Here is a 13,739-nt window from a genome sequence, read left to right on the forward strand (position 1 = left end):
ACTCCGAGTTGGTGGTACTTGCAGACGCCACTAGCCAACATTCTCCTCGCCAACGGCCTTGACCAACGCCTCCCGATAAGCCTTGGCCGCGTCATCCGGGCTCTTGCCGGACACGATGTCCGCGGTCGCTTGTTGCAGAGCGGCCGACACCTTGGGGTAGTTGGCGAGCCCCGGCCGGTAACGGGTGATCGGCAGGACCTTCTCCGCGATGAACGTCAGCATCGGGTCGCCCTTGAGCACCTCGTCGTTGACGTCCTGCCGCTGGGTGAGCTGGGCGGTGCCGGCCAGCGACTCCTTCACGGCCTGCGCGGAGTTGAGGAACTGCATGAACTCCCACGCCTGCCTGGGGTACTTGGTGTTCGGGTTGATCACCCGGACGCCACCGCCGGACATGCTCACGAAGTCCTGCCCGCCAACGCCCGAACCAGAAGACTTGGCTGGCACCAGCGCCCATCCCACGGCCGTGTCGCGGTCGGCCATCTTGGCAACGCCGTTCTTGGGCTCCACCACGGAACGCCAGAAGTAGTCGCTCTCCATCAACACGCCGATCTTGTTCTCGCTGAACAGCTGGAACGACCGCTGCCGCCCGTTGGCCTCCTGCTGCAGCACGGGATCGCCGAGCCCACCGCCGTAGACCTTCTGGTACAGCCCCAGAACGTCCTTCATCTGCGCGGAATCCCCTTGCCACTTCCCGTTGTCGTAGATGGGCTTGCCGGTGCCGACGAGCGCGGGCAGCACGCCCTGCATCGTCGTCGCCTCGCCCATGGCAGTCCCGGCGTTGAGCTGCAGAGGCGTGACACCGGGCAAGGACTTCAAACGCGCACCCGCGTCGAGCACGTCCTGCCACGACTTCGGCTGCCAGTCAGCGGGCAACCCGGCCTGCGCGAACAGCTTCTTGTTGAAGAACAGCACACGCCCGTCCGTGCCCATCGGCACGCCGTACCGCTTGCCGTCGAACTCGCCGAGCCCCTGCACGGCCTTGGGGATCTTGTCCCAGCCGTCCCAGGAGGTGTCGCCGACCACGTCCGCGAGCGGCTTGATCCCGCCGGACTGCGCGAACTCGCCGAGCCAGATGCCGTCGATCTCGATGATGTCGCCGCCACCGCCGGTCTTGAGGTCCAGCGCGACCTTGGTCTTGAAGTCCTCGTCGCCGGTGCCGTTCTGCTCGAACTTGATCGTCGCCGTGACGCCCTTGGCCTTCTGCTGCTCGGTGAACTTCGGGATCACCCAGTTCTGCAGCCAGTTGGCGCCGCGTGCGTTCTTGCCGCCCTGCGCCGCGTTGGCGACGATCGTCAGCGTGATCTCCTTGGCGTCGGCGTTGCGCGCCTGATCACCCTCCTGCGTCTGCCCGAGGCAGCCTGCAAACAGACCGCACGCCGCCAGCAGCCCGAACACCTTCGTCCGCCGCATCCGTGATCTCCCCACCCAGAGAACCCACTGGTACGTCAACTACCAACCTGGCACTGGATCACTCCGGCCACAAGCTCTCAGCCCTCTCTCAGTGGGCGGCTGGAAGGCTGCCGCGCGAAGGGGGTAGATCAACATGCAGGTACTGCTGGCGGCCGCCCTGGCCGCCTCCGCACTCGTGTCACCGCAGGTCAACGGCCCATTTCCAGTTGGCACGTACGACGCTCATCTGGTCGATTCCACACGGGTTGACCCATTCCAACCGTCAAAGAACCGGGAACTGATGGTCACCGTCAGCTACCCGGCCCAGCGCCGCGGCCCAAGGGCACCGATGCTCACCGAAGGCCTCGCCGAGGCCGCCGATCCGATCATCTCCAGCCCGGCGTTCCTCGACGTTCCGGCTGGGACGGTCGACTGGCACGGGACGCTCCGGCAGGCCCGTGTGGACGCTCCACCGATCAAGAACAAGTGGCCGGTCGTGCTGTTCTCCCCGGCTCTGCAGGCACCGCGCGAGTTCTACACCAGCACGGCGGACGACCTGGCGAGCCGCGGCTACGTCGTGGTCACCGTCTCGCACACGCACGAGGCGTTCGCCGTCGAGTTCCCCGGCAACCGCATCGAGTACGGCGGCGTCGACGGCAGCCCCGAAACGATGAAGAAGGTCATCGACACACGGGTCGCGGACATGCGGTTCGTGCTCGACCAGCTGCCGAAGCTCACCAAGAACGCCGACCTGAGCCGAGTCGGCATCGCCGGGCACTCCATCGGCGGCTACACGGCCGGCGAGACGATGGTCGACGACCGCCGCTTCGACGCGGGCATCAACATCGACGGCGGCATGGAGCACACCGGCGACGGCGGCCCCTACTCGCCGGGCAGAGTCGTGACCCAGGGGCTGGACCGGCCGTTCCTGCTGTTCGGCGGGGACGACGGCGACCGCGAGCTCTCGCACGCCGACACGAGCATCACCCGCACCTGGGCCGAGTTCTGGCCGAACCAGCGCGGGTGGAAGCGGGACGTGCACCTGGACAACGGCGCGCACTTCGGTTTCAGCGACCTGCAGTGGGCCGTGCCGCAGATCCGGCAGGTCACGCCGGAACACCGCGGGAGTCTCATTGGGACGATCGATCCGGAGGACGCGCTGAAGGCCCAGCACGACTACGTGGCCGCGTTCTTCGACCTCCACCTCGAACGCCGGAGCACCAGCCTGTTCGACCGGCCGCGCCATCCGGGTGTCCGCCTGGTGGACTGACGCACAGCGGGCTCACAGGGACCGGCGGTATGGTCCCGGTCCGATGTCTGTCGAGTTCAACGTCCTCGGGCCGCTGCAGGTCCGCGTGGACGGCCGCGAGCTTGCGCTCGGCGGGTTCACCCGCCGAGCGGCGCTCGGGTTCCTGCTGCTCAACGCCGGCAGGGTGGTCTCGATCAGCGAGCTCACCGAGGCGTTGTGGCCGGACGGGCATCCGCCGACGGCACGCGGGATTCTGCTCAACGTCGTGTCGGCGCTGCGGAAAGCGGAGCTCGACCTCGTCACCCGCAAGCCCGGCTACCTGCTGCGCACGGAACCGGATCGTGTTGACCTGCACCGGTTCCGTGCCGCGACGGCCCGTGCGGCGGCTGCTCCCGGCCCCGAGCAGAAGGCCGCGATCCTCCGCGACTCCTTGGCGTTGTGGCGTGGCCCCGTGCTCGCGGACCTGGTGGCGGACGGCGTCACGTGGCCCTCGCTCGTCGAGATCGAGCACCTGCGCGACATCACCGTCGAGGACAGGTTCGACGCCGAGCTGGCGTCGGGCAAGCACCGCGAAGTGATCGCGGAACTCGAAGCGCTCGTGCGTGATCACCCGCTCCGGGAACGTTTGCAGGGCCAGCTGATGCTCGCCCTCTACCGCTCCGGCAGACAGGCCGACGCGCTGGCGGCTTTCCGCGCGGCACGCGAGAAGTTCGCGGCAGAGCTGGGCATCGACCCCGGCCGCGACCTGGTGGCGTTGGAACAGGCCATCCTCACGCAGGACCTATCGCTCGCGCTCACCGCCGCCCACAACCCGCTTGTGCTGGAACGCAAGAAGGTCAGCGTGCTCGTCACGCGACTCGAACTACCGGGCGCCGACGAAGCCGCGGACGAGCTGCTGGCAACCACGGTGGCCGCGATCAGCGAGAAGATCGAGGACCTCGGCGGCGTCGTCGTCACCACGCTCGGATCGACGGTGTGCGCGGCGTTCGGCGCCCCGGCCGGCCGCGAGGACGACGCCGCACGGGCCGTCCGAGCGGCTTTCGAGATCACCACCGAACATCCTGCCGCCGCAGCGGTGTGCACGGGTCCGGCGCTCGTCACGTCCGGCGACAAGCTCGAAGTCGGCGGCACCTTGCTCGACGCGGGACTCCGCCAGGTCGCTCAGGCCGCGGTGGGCGAGGTCAGGACCTGCCCGGCGACCGACCGCACGCTCACCCCGGCAGGCGACGACACGCCGTTCGTCGGCCGGTCGAGCGAGCTGGCCCAGGTGTGCGCGGCGTTCGAGCAGGTCCAGCGCGCGCGACGACCGCGGCTGATCACGCTGGTCGGCGAGCCCGGCACCGGGAAGTCCCGCCTCACCAGGGAGTTCGCCGCGGGACGGCGGACCCTGACCGGCCGTACTCCCCCGTTCGGCCGCGATGACACGTTCGCCCCGCTCGCGGAGATCGTGCGCAGCCACGCCGGAATCCTCGACTCCGACGCACCCGACGTCGTCACGGGCAAGATCAAGGCCATCAGCGACGACCCGTGGCTCGTCACGCAGCTGTGCGCGCTCGTGGGCGTGACTCCGCAGGGCAGCGACGCGCTGATGGCGTGGCGCAGGCTGGTCGAGCAGATCGCCGCCGAACCGCTCGTGGTGATCGTCGAGGACCTGCACTGGGCCGACGACCTCCTGCTCGACCACCTGCACGGTCTCCCGGACACCGCCGACGACGTGCCGCTCCTCATCCTCGCCACGGCACGCCCGGAGCTGCTGGAGCGCCGCCCGGCCTGGGGTGAGGTCATCACGCTGAAGGCACTGTCCGAAGAGGACACCACCCTGCTGCTCAAGATGCTGACCACGCGCCACGAGGTGACGGCCGACCTCCCGGAGCTGCTCCAACGCTGCGCGGGCAGCCCGTTGTTCGCCGGCGAATACGTGCGCATGCTCCGCGACAGCGACCGGGAAACGTTGCCCGACACCGTGCAGACGGTCATCGGCGCACGGCTCGACTCGTTGCCAACGCTGGAAAAAGTCATCCTGCAGGACGCGGCCGTGCTCGGTCCCGCGGTGTGGCCGGGCGCGGTCGCCGCGGTCGCCGAACGCGAGGTCGAAGAAGTCGCCCGCTGCCTGGAAGTGCTGCGGCAGAGGGACTTCCTCAAGCGCAGCGCCACCAGCAACGTCGTCGGCGAGGCCGAGTACACGTTCAGCCACGTCCTGGTGCGCGACGTCGCCTACGACCGCGTCCCGCGCACTACCAAGGCCATGAAGCACTACCACGCGGCGGAGTGGCTCAAAGCCCTGCCGCTGGAGCACGTTCCGTTGCTGGCACACCACTTCCAGCAGGCGGTGTGGCTGGCCGAAGCCGCGGGACGGCCGTGCGACATCCTCGGTCAGAAAGCCCGCGAGGCCCTCACCGAGGCAGGCAACAAGGCGACCGGACTGGCAGCACGAAGCACCGCGGTGCGCTGCTACCAGGCAGCGCTCGCGGTGTGCCCGCCCGGACACGACGACCGGGCCAAGCTGCTGACGTTGCTCGGCTCGGCCCTGGCGTGGGACAGCAAAGGCACCGAGGAGCTCGCCGAGGCCGTCGAGCTCCACCTGGCCAGAAACGACTTCGCCGGCGCGGCGGAGGCCTCCGCGGGCGCGTGGCGGGCCTGCTTCCACCGGGGTGACCACCAGGAGGCCAAGCGCCAGCTCGACCGGACGCTGGAGTTCCTGACCAAGGCCGAGCCCGGTGAGCGGGTGTTCGGCGTCCTCGCGCACGCGGCCCACTCGCTGACCCTGGCGGCCAGGGCGGACGAGGCGATCACCACGGCACGGGCGGCGCTCGTCGGCGCTACCGGATCGGACCGGGCGGTGGCGCTGGAGACGCTGGGCCTGGCCAAGGTGAAGAAGGGCGATGCCACCGGGATCGACGACATCCGCCAGGCCATCGCGGAACGGCGCCAGGCCGGGCTCTCCTACAGCCTGGGCCTGATCAACCTCGGCACCGCCTACGCGACTCTCGGCGACGCCCGCGCGCGCAAGGCCGCCCGAGCCGAGTCACGGGTCGCGGGGCTGCGGCACGGCGACAGGTTCGCGCTGTCGTTCCTCGACTCCTCGCGCTACGTCGAGCTGTTCTGGGAAGGCTGCTACGACGAGGCCCTGCAGAACCTCGACGAGGCGATCAAGAACGCACCCAGCCAGCCCTATCTCTACTCCATCCGCGCCCGCATCAAACTGTTGACCGGCGACCACGACGGCGCCCGAACCGACGCCGCGATCGCACTCGAACACGCCAGGACGAAAGCGCATCCGGGCGAACTGCAGCACCCGCTCGTGCTGCGGGCCCGGATCGCGTTGCTCGACGGCGAACGACCGGACGTCGACGAACTGCTCACCCTGCTGGCGGGCGCGCAGATCACCGGCCCGATCGGCGCCGGCCTGCCGATCGTGCTCGCCGCGGCAGGTCACGGTCCCGAATGCCTCGCCGCCCTCTCGTGGTCGCGCTGGAAGGACGCCGCCGTCGCTCACCTCCGGGGAGACAGAGAAGAGGCTTTCCGGATATATCGGGAGATCGGCTCGATCCCGGACGCTGACGAGGCACGATGAGTCGCCAGTTATCGCCCGGAAATAGCGTCCGGGTGTGTCCGCCATCCCGCGTTACTACCAGGCCAAGACCAAGCTGCTCGACCTGCTGAGCGAGCTGCCCGACAACACCCCGTTCCCACCGGAACGCGAGCTCGCCGAGCTGTTCGGCATGTCCCGCACCACGATCCGCAAGGCGTTGGACGAGCTCGTGCTCGAGGGCAAGCTCATCCGCAAGGCCGGCCGGCAGGGCACGGCCGTCGCGCCCCGCAAGCAGGTCCACCGGCTGAGCCTGGACGCCCTCGTCCAGGACCTCGCCACCCGCGAGCAGATCGTGGTGCGGACCATCGGCGCGCAGGACGTGATCAACGTCGAGTCCGTGCTCGTCCGAGGGGACGAGCCGATCGGCGTCAGATCGACCTACCTGCGCGCCTCCCAGTTCCCCGGACTCGCCGAGGCCTACGACCGCAGTGCGCCGCTGCGGAAGTTCCTCGCGGACAGGTACAAGGTCCGGTTCGGAGAGCTGCATCCGTGGTGCACCACCGCGTTGGCCACGCCGCGCATCGCCGGGATGCTCGACATCAGGCCCGCCACCCCGGTGCTGTCGATCGCGTGGATGGCCCACGACTTCCGCGGTGTCCCGATCGAACGGTCGTGGGTCGTCCTGCGGGGCGATCGCGCGCACCTCACGATGCACCTGCCGCGGGCCGAGCACGTCGTCCGCCGGTCGACCGCCTGAGACGGCGGCTCAGGCGGGTTTCCTCGGTCATGCGTTCAGCGTGCCAGCACCGGAGGGCGAAGGCCCGCGTTGGGCTAGACCAGCCGGCTTCGGCTCGCGTCACGCGCGGCGACGACGGACCAGAAGCATCGTGACGGCACCCGCGGCCAGCAGGCCCAGGCCTCCCAGCATCAGCGCGGTGGTCGACGCGCCGGTGTTGGCGAGCGGCGGCTGCGGCTGCGGCCCGGCAGGCGGCGGCGCGGTCGTGGTGACGGGCGGCGTCGTCGTGGTCGTGACCGCCGGGGTGGTCGTCGTGACCGGCGGAGTGGTCGTGGTCGGCGGCTTCTGGACGCACGGCGGAGTCTTGTACGTACCGTCGAGGTCGTACTTCTTGTCGTCGTATGCCCGGACAGTCACCGTGAAAGTGTGCGCCACGGTTCCGTCGGCGACGAACTTCTTGTTGTAGGTCGCGCCGAACTCGAGGTCGGCGAGAACCTTGTCACCGTCCTTCACGAGGACCGTGTTCTTCTCGGCCGGCGCGTAGTAGCGAAGGTCGACGGTGAGCACTGCCTTGTCCTCGACGCACTCGGCCTTCGCGGTGGGTACGTGCGCACTGGCCGGTGTGGCCAGTGCCAACGAGGCGAGGGCCGCGGTGGCGGTCACCGCGATCACGCCGAGAACTCTGCTTGCCATCAAGATCTCCTACCGGGGTCGATGCCCGCCACACCGGCCACAATGGACGTACGATTCGTCTGGCCGGGCGAGCCGCGCGAAAGTAACAACCGCAGAAACCCGGATTCGCGTCTTCACCCGGCCGAGGCCTGGCCCAGAGGGCAATCCCTCACGTGACATTGCCGCCACGCCGCTGAGATTCCGCAAAACCCGCACACCACTCCGCGAACACCGGAAGCCGTCTACTTCGGACTCGGTCCGCGGTGAGTGCCTGCTTCCGGCGGGCACAATCGGTCGCAGGGACCGTCCGGAGGAGTGCAGGACAGATGCCGACCAGTCGCAAGCGCCGTGACGGCTCGGCTGTCAGCTTCCCGCCGACTCCTGGCCGGATCGACTCGCCGCCGCAACCCCGGCCAGAGCAGCTCGCGCCCGCCGCGGTCGTGCGGCCGGGAACCCCTCAGTCGTCCGCGGAGGCCGCCGTGCTGTGGCTGGTCAACGAGGTCCGCCGAAAGGCGGGGCTCGGGAAGCTGCGCTGCGACGAGCGGTTGCGCGCCGCGGCCAGGAACCACAGCAAGGACATGGCGCGGCGAGACTTCTGCGAGCACGTCAACCCGGACGGCGTGACCCCGGTGCAGCGCATGAGCGCCGCCGGCTACCCCGATCCCGGTGCCGAGAACGTGGCGAGAGGGCAACCGACCCCGCACGCGGTGATGACCGCCTGGCTGGCGAGCCCCGGACACCGCGCGAACCTCCTCAACCGTGAGTTCGCGACCATCGGGATCGGTGTCGAGCTGGGCCGTGGTGGTCCGTACTGGACCCAGAACTTCGGGTACTGAACCCGCCAGCCGTGCGGCTGCTGCTACGTCTCCAAAACCCTCATCTGACCGAGGACACGTCCGCCCACACGGTTTTCGAGTCCGGGAACCTGTTGTGCCCCCACACCTGCGCCAGGCCGTTGACCAGCAACAACCCTCGCTGCCTGCGCCCCAGGAACCCCATCCGTCCCAACTGCGGGAACCGGCCTGGTGTTCCGTCGTCGACCTCGACCCGCACCACTTCGCGTTCCGGCAGGCGAAGAATGCGGGCACGACGGGGCGCGGCGGCGTGGTGGTACGCGTTGCTCACCAGTTCGGTGGCAACGACCATCACGTCGACCACGACGTTCTCGTGCATCCCCCTGAGCAGGCGGCGAACCTCCGCCCTGACGTCCGCGAGCGGCAGCATTCCCTCTGGTAGGACGAGGTCCAGGCGTTCGCCGGACCGTCCTGCAATACCCATCAGCATCTCCCCGTGCCCTGTTCACTCAAGGCAGCAGGATCCGTACCCAGCAGCACAAGGATCGAAACCCACCGAACTGGAATCACATGAACCTCGGCAAATCAGCCCAAACCACCGTGCCGCCGTGCGCCCTGTCCACACCCCAGCGATCTGACAACCGCGCGACCAGGACCAGGCCGTATCCCCGTTGCGGACGGGAGACCTTCCGCAACGGCGGGCGGGCCTGGGCGTCGTGCGCGATCTCGACGCGGATCTTGGACTGCTCCACGACGACCCGCAGGAACGACGGCTCGGACGTGTACCGGTAGGCGTTGCTGACGAGCTCGTTCACCACCAGCAACACGTCACCGACGCAGTCAGCGCCCTCGCCCGTCAGCTGCAGGCGCACCCAGCGCCGGACCGTCGCGAGACTCGGCCGCTGCCTGCCCAGTGGCAGGTGTGCCGCTTCACCCGTCCGTGCTGCCTGGTCGCGAGCCAAACCGCTCCTCGGTCAATTGATCAGTTCGCGCGCCGGTTACCCGACTGCATCGGCCGCCAAACCATCCCGTTCAGCGGGGTGAACTCGGCTAACCTCAAACCGCCGTCGCACTCCTGGGGGGAACCGCGTGCCTCGACCGTTGGCGCCTTTGCTGATCGCCCTGCTGGGGATGTTCACCGCCCAGCAACTGCTCGCTCCGACGCTGGGATCGTTGTCGGCCCAGTTCACGCTCTCCCCCACTCAGCTGGGGCTCGTGTTCACGGTCGGCTCGCTGGCCGTCACCGTGTCCAGCCCGTTGTGGGGCTGGGCATTCGACCGGTTCGGCCCGCGTCCCGTGCTGCTCGCCGGTGCCGGTCTCAGCCTGGCCGGACTGGCCGGGTTCGCCGCCGCGTCGGTGCTCGTCCTCGACGAGACGCTGACGCCGGCGCTGACCTTCGCGCTAGCGCTGTTCTTCCGCAGCTTCCTGCTGGGCGCGGGCATATCGGCGGTCTCGGTCGCCGCGCTCGCCGTCGCCGGCCGGACCCCGGAGGTCCTGCGCACCACGGCCGTCGGTCTGGTCGGTGCCGCGCAGGGACTGGCCGTGGTGGTGGGCCCGGTGATCGGTGGCCTGCTGGCCGTCGGCTCACTGCTGATGCCGGTCTACGTCGCTCCAGTGCTGGGGCTGCTGTTCCTCGTCTGGGTCCTGGTCGCCGTCAAGCCCGAGGCCGTCGCCCTCCCGCGACCGGAGGTCCGCGAGCCACCGCAGGAGCTGGTCCGGGTCTTCGGCGTCGGGGTGCTGACGTACCTGTCGTTCGTGCTGGTGCACCTGTCGGCCACGTCGCTCGCGCTCGACCGGCGGCTGAGCGGGGAGTCCGGAACCCTCGCCGTCACGGCCACCGTGGTGGTGCTCGCGATCGGGGTCGTGCTCACGCAGGGCGTGCTCGTGCCGGTGCTCAGGTGGCCGGCCGGGCGGTTGACGCAGAACGGGACTCTGATCGTGGTGGCCGGCTGCGGGCTGCTGGCCGTCGCCGGGTCGACGGAGATGGCGGCGGTCGCGGCCCTGGTCCTGGCCGTCGGGTTCGGGTTCGCGCTCACCGGGTTCTTCGCGGCGGCCACCCTCGGCGCCGGTCCGGGACGGCTCGGTCTGGTCGCTGGTGCGTGCGGCGCCACGGCCGGGCTGGCGAACCTCGTCGTGCCGCCGCTGGTCCCCGTCCTGCACTGGGTGAGCCCGGTGGCGCCGGTGATCGCCGCCGGCGCGCTCGCCGCGCTCGCCGCCGGGCTGGCGCTGTGGGCGCCGCGAAATGTCACGCCGGCTGCCCCACAATCCTCGGTGTGAGGCTGTCCGTGGCCATCTGGCCACCCGCATCGATCGTCGAGGTGCTCGGCGCTCTCGACCGCGCGCCGGGAGTCCAGTGGTCGGTGCCCGCGCAGTGGCTGGTGAAGGTGCGGCCGTTGGGCACCGTGTCCGAACGGGTCGTGCCGGACCTGATCGAGGCGCTGACGTTCGAGCTCGACGGCGCACCGGCGGCCCGGTGCGTGCTCGGACCGCGGACACGGGCGCTCGGCGGGTGGCTGGGCGTGCCGGTGTCCGGGCTGGACGACCTGGCCGCGGTGGTGTTCGACGCGACCGCGCCGATCGTGCCGGTGACGCATCCCCAGCCGTTCCACGCGTACGTGTGGATCGCGCGCGGACGGGCGCGCGCTGCTGAAGCAGGTGCGGCGATCAGTGGCGAATGGGTCGCCGATCGGGTCGCGCTGGTGGCGGACCGGAGTTCGCCGGGCAGGCCTCGGTTCGAGGACCTAGCCGGCTTCGAGCTGTCGTCGTAGTTCGCACAACGCGTAGTGCGAGCGTGACTTCACTGTCCCCGCCGGCACGCCCAGACACACAGCAGCTTCGTTGTATGTGCGGCCGTTGTAGTAGAGCTCCATGAGCACGCGTCTGTGTTCATAGGACAGTGATGCGAGTACGGCGTCCATCACCAACGCGTCCACGACGTGCTGGGCGTGATCCGGAACTGGTTCCGGTTCGTGCTCACCGGTCTCGTGCGGCCGCGCGGTCCTCGCCCGCGCCCGGTCGATGACGACGTTGCGCGCCACCGTGATGAGCCAGCCGCGCGCGGAAGTTCCATCGGCAAACGACTCGGGATGACGCCACGCGCGCAGGAAGGTCTCCTGCACCACGTCCTCCGCGGCCGCGCGGTCTCCGGTCAGCCGGGTCGCGAAGTTCAGCAGACTGAGTTGATGATCCTCGTAGAGCACGCGGAGGAAGTCGTGCATGCCGCTCATGAAATCCACGCGGTGCCGACAACACAACGACCCTGTCCAATCCGACAGGGAACCACTTACAGCTGGCGGGCCATTACGCTGCGCGCGTGAGGCGTTACTTGAATGCGCTCGTGCTGGCACTGCTCGCCGCGACGGCCCTGGCCGTCCCCGCACAGGCCCACGCCGAGCTCAAGAGCAGCAACCCGGCGTCCGGCGCGGCCCTCGACGCCCCGCCCAAGTTCATCGAGCTGGTGTTCAGCGACACCATCAGCCTGCCGGACGGCGACGCGGTCACCGTGACGGGTCCGGACGGCGCCAAGTGGCCGGTGACCCAGGTGCACGCCCTGGACAAGACGATCACGGCCTCCGTCGGTGAGGCGGCCATGCACGCCGGCGAGCACAAGCTCGCCTGGCAGGCGCGGTCCGACGACGGTGACACCATCTCCGGCGCCTTCACGTTCACGGTGAAGCTCGCGGGGCAGACGTCGTCCAGTTCTCCGACGTCCACCGTCACGATGAGCAAGATCGTGACGAACGCTCCCCCGTCGACCACGCCTTCAGAGTCCGGTGGAGTGCCCGCCTGGCTGTGGATCGTGGTGATCCTGATCGTGCTGGTCGGGGTGCTCCTGCTGGTTCGCCGTCGCAAGGCTTAGTCGTTTGCGCAGGAGGTCACGTTCGGCCGGGTGTTCTGCCCGTTCGAGCGCGGCCTCCAGTGCTGCTGCCGGGTCCTCGCCCAGGCGTTGGAGCAGATCCGCGCGGACGGCGTGGAACAGGTGATAACGGTCGAGGTCGAGCGCGTCGACCTCTCGTAGTGCTGTTCGCGGCCCTTCGGTCTCGGCTATTGCCACGGCTCGATGCAGTGCCACGACCGGACTGGGAGTGTGCGCGAGAAGTTGGTCGTAGAGCGCCACGACCTGATGCCAGTCGGTGGGTGGGTCGCTGTGCACTGCGTTGATGGCGGCCTGGATCTGGTACGGACCGGGCTGGTTCCAGCGCAGGCACCTGCGCACGATGTCCTGGCCTTCAGCTGTCTGTTCGGCGTTCCAGCGGGTTCGGTCCTGGTCTTCGAGCAGCACCAGTTCACCGTTGCGCAGGCGGGCTTGCCGCCGTGACGCGACCAGCAGCATCAACGCCAGCAGTCCCCACACCTCGGGTTCGTCCGGCATGAGCTGCGCGAGCACCCGTCCGAGCCGGATGGCTTCCGCTTCGAGGGCCTCCTTGTCGAAGTAGCCCTCGTTGAAGATCAGGTAGACGACCGCGAGCACGGCCTTGAGGCGTTCGGGCAGGTCGGCGTCGCGCGGCACCCGGTACGGGATGCGGGCCGCGCGGATCTTGCCCTTCGCACGCACGATCCGTTGCGCCATCGTGGGTTCCGGTACGAGGAACGCCCTGGCGATCTCCCCCGTGGTGAGGCCGCCGAGGAGTTTGAGGGTGAGCGCGACCTGGGCCTGCAGCGCCAGCGACGGATGGCAGCAGGTGAAGATCAACCGCAGTCGTTCGTCCGGCACGTCACCCACCTCCTCCTCCGGTTGGTGCTGGAGCATTTGGAGCAGCACTGCCTGCGCGTGCTTCTCCCTGCCTTTGCTCTCGCGGCGCAGCTTGTCGATCGCGCGGTTGCGGGCGGTCGTGATGATCCAGCCCGCGGGAGCCGGCGGAACGCCCTTGACCGGCCACTGCTCGGCGGCCGTGGTGAAGGCGTCCTGCACCGCCTCCTCGGCGAGGTCGAGGTCGCCGAGGACACGGGTCAGGACGGAAACCGCGCGGCCGTACTCCGCCAGGAAGATCTGCTCGATCATCCGCCGACGACGGGCCTGACCTCGACGGACAGCATGTTCAGCACGGTCGCGAGCCGGCGCCCCCACTCCAGCGCCTCGTCGAGGTCCTCCGCCTGGATGACCGTGAAGCCGCCGATGTGCTCCTTGCCCTCCGTGAACGGGCCGTCGGTCATCAGCACGTCGTCGTCCTTGGCCTTGAGGACGGTCGCGGTCGACGGCGGGTGCAGGCCGGCTGCGAACACCCACACGCCCTTGGCCTGCATCTCCTCGTTCAGCTCCCGCAGGTTCGCCATGATCGGGTCGAGGACCTCGGGCGGAGGAGCCTCGCCGTCCGGCTGGTAGATGCTGAGCAGGTACTTCTGGGTCATGGTGGTCTCCTTTCACCC

Annotated in this window: 14 protein-coding genes; 7 read left to right on the plus strand and 7 right to left on the minus strand. The window is 69.2% G+C overall.

Annotated features, from left to right (window positions below; all coding sequences use genetic code 11):
* Nucleotides 1-30: 30 nt before the first annotated feature.
* Nucleotides 31-1,410, minus strand: a complete 1,380-nt coding sequence (locus UK23_RS30165; protein ID WP_045315072.1) for an extracellular solute-binding protein — start codon at nucleotides 1,408-1,410, stop codon at nucleotides 31-33.
* A gap of 280 nt (nucleotides 1,411-1,690) precedes the next feature.
* Between UK23_RS30165 and UK23_RS30170 the strand changes: the two genes are divergently transcribed.
* From UK23_RS30170 to UK23_RS30180, 3 genes are read left to right on the plus strand one after another with little or no spacing between them, the layout of a single operon-like run.
* The gene (locus tag UK23_RS30170) at nucleotides 1,691-2,659 is read left to right on the plus strand and encodes an alpha/beta hydrolase family protein (RefSeq protein ID WP_231114743.1); all 969 of its coding nucleotides are present in this window, start codon (nucleotides 1,691-1,693) and stop codon (nucleotides 2,657-2,659) included.
* Between the two features lie 43 nt (nucleotides 2,660-2,702).
* Nucleotides 2,703-6,212: a BTAD domain-containing putative transcriptional regulator gene (locus UK23_RS30175; protein WP_045315074.1), complete on the plus strand. Its 3,510-nt coding sequence runs from the start codon at nucleotides 2,703-2,705 to the stop codon at nucleotides 6,210-6,212.
* Between the two features lie 34 nt (nucleotides 6,213-6,246).
* On the plus strand, nucleotides 6,247-6,927 hold the full coding sequence (locus UK23_RS30180; protein ID WP_052685190.1) for a GntR family transcriptional regulator: 681 nt from the start codon (nucleotides 6,247-6,249) through the stop codon (nucleotides 6,925-6,927).
* A gap of 99 nt (nucleotides 6,928-7,026) precedes the next feature.
* Here UK23_RS30180 and UK23_RS30185 read toward each other — a convergent pair whose 3' ends face one another.
* Complete coding sequence (locus tag UK23_RS30185) at nucleotides 7,027-7,599, minus strand: LPXTG cell wall anchor domain-containing protein (protein WP_156213477.1); 573 nt, start codon at nucleotides 7,597-7,599, stop codon at nucleotides 7,027-7,029.
* Between the two features lie 305 nt (nucleotides 7,600-7,904).
* Between UK23_RS30185 and UK23_RS30190 the strand changes: the two genes are divergently transcribed.
* On the plus strand, nucleotides 7,905-8,414 hold the full coding sequence (locus UK23_RS30190; protein WP_082115083.1) for a CAP domain-containing protein: 510 nt from the start codon (nucleotides 7,905-7,907) through the stop codon (nucleotides 8,412-8,414).
* A 40-nt stretch (nucleotides 8,415-8,454) separates the two neighbouring features.
* Here the strand turns inward: UK23_RS30190 and UK23_RS30195 are convergent, their stop codons facing one another.
* Nucleotides 8,455-8,856, minus strand: coding sequence for an ATP-binding protein (locus UK23_RS30195; protein ID WP_156213478.1), 402 nt, complete (start codon nucleotides 8,854-8,856; stop codon nucleotides 8,455-8,457).
* A gap of 82 nt (nucleotides 8,857-8,938) precedes the next feature.
* Nucleotides 8,939-9,334, minus strand: coding sequence for an ATP-binding protein (locus UK23_RS30200; protein ID WP_052685192.1), 396 nt, complete (start codon nucleotides 9,332-9,334; stop codon nucleotides 8,939-8,941).
* Nucleotides 9,335-9,461: 127 nt separating this feature from the next.
* On the opposite strand from UK23_RS30200, the gene UK23_RS30205 reads away from it, so the two are divergent.
* Together UK23_RS30205 and UK23_RS30210 are read left to right on the plus strand one after the other, a co-directional pair.
* Nucleotides 9,462-10,649, plus strand: a complete 1,188-nt coding sequence (locus UK23_RS30205) for an MFS transporter (protein WP_156213479.1) — start codon at nucleotides 9,462-9,464, stop codon at nucleotides 10,647-10,649.
* Nucleotides 10,646-11,140, plus strand: a complete 495-nt coding sequence (locus UK23_RS30210; RefSeq protein ID WP_045315077.1) for a 2'-5' RNA ligase family protein — start codon at nucleotides 10,646-10,648, stop codon at nucleotides 11,138-11,140. Before UK23_RS30205 ends, UK23_RS30210 begins: the two co-directional genes overlap by 4 nt.
* Here UK23_RS30210 and UK23_RS30215 read toward each other — a convergent pair.
* Nucleotides 11,114-11,590 carry a sigma-70 family RNA polymerase sigma factor gene (locus tag UK23_RS30215; RefSeq protein WP_330770334.1) on the minus strand — a complete coding sequence of 159 codons (477 nt, stop codon included), beginning with the start codon at nucleotides 11,588-11,590 and terminating at the stop codon, nucleotides 11,114-11,116. The genes UK23_RS30210 and UK23_RS30215 overlap by 27 nt on opposite strands.
* A gap of 95 nt (nucleotides 11,591-11,685) precedes the next feature.
* Here UK23_RS30215 and UK23_RS30220 point away from each other — a divergent pair, with 95 nt between their 5' ends.
* Nucleotides 11,686-12,231, plus strand: coding sequence for a copper resistance CopC family protein (locus UK23_RS30220; RefSeq protein ID WP_052685193.1), 546 nt, complete (start codon nucleotides 11,686-11,688; stop codon nucleotides 12,229-12,231).
* On the opposite strand, the gene UK23_RS30225 is transcribed toward UK23_RS30220, so the two are convergent.
* Together UK23_RS30225 and UK23_RS30230 are read right to left on the minus strand one after the other, a co-directional pair.
* A complete protein-coding gene (locus UK23_RS30225; protein ID WP_082115085.1) occupies nucleotides 12,136-13,374 on the minus strand; it encodes an RNA polymerase sigma factor in 1,239 nt (412 codons plus the stop codon). The genes UK23_RS30220 and UK23_RS30225 overlap by 96 nt on opposite strands.
* Entirely contained in the window at nucleotides 13,371-13,721 is a 351-nt protein-coding gene (locus UK23_RS30230) for a YciI family protein (protein ID WP_045315080.1), read from the minus strand. The genes UK23_RS30225 and UK23_RS30230 overlap by 4 nt, the downstream gene beginning before the upstream one ends.
* Nucleotides 13,722-13,739 lie beyond the last annotated feature (18 nt).

The organism is Lentzea aerocolonigenes, from assembly GCF_000955955.1.
GTDB classification, from domain to species: Bacteria; Actinomycetota; Actinomycetes; order Mycobacteriales; family Pseudonocardiaceae; genus Lentzea; species Lentzea aerocolonigenes_A.

Bases quoted from the DNA above. Each gene is read 5' to 3' on its own strand.
- UK23_RS30165 (WP_045315072.1), bottom strand. From the start codon at position 1,410: ATGCGGCGGACGAAGGTGTTCGGGCTGCTGGCGGCGTGCGGTCTGTTT.
- UK23_RS30170 (WP_231114743.1), top strand. From the start codon at position 1,691: ATGGTCACCGTCAGCTACCCGGCCCAGCGCCGCGGCCCAAGGGCACCG.
- UK23_RS30175 (WP_045315074.1), top strand. From the start codon at position 2,703: ATGTCTGTCGAGTTCAACGTCCTCGGGCCGCTGCAGGTCCGCGTGGAC.
- UK23_RS30185 (WP_156213477.1), bottom strand. From the start codon at position 7,599: ATGGCAAGCAGAGTTCTCGGCGTGATCGCGGTGACCGCCACCGCGGCC.
- UK23_RS30190 (WP_082115083.1), top strand. From the start codon at position 7,905: ATGCCGACCAGTCGCAAGCGCCGTGACGGCTCGGCTGTCAGCTTCCCG.
- UK23_RS30195 (WP_156213478.1), bottom strand. From the start codon at position 8,856: ATGGGTATTGCAGGACGGTCCGGCGAACGCCTGGACCTCGTCCTACCA.
- UK23_RS30215 (WP_330770334.1), bottom strand. From the start codon at position 11,590: ATGCACGACTTCCTCCGCGTGCTCTACGAGGATCATCAACTCAGTCTG.
- UK23_RS30225 (WP_082115085.1), bottom strand. From the start codon at position 13,374: ATGATCGAGCAGATCTTCCTGGCGGAGTACGGCCGCGCGGTTTCCGTC.
- UK23_RS30230 (WP_045315080.1), bottom strand. From the start codon at position 13,721: ATGACCCAGAAGTACCTGCTCAGCATCTACCAGCCGGACGGCGAGGCT.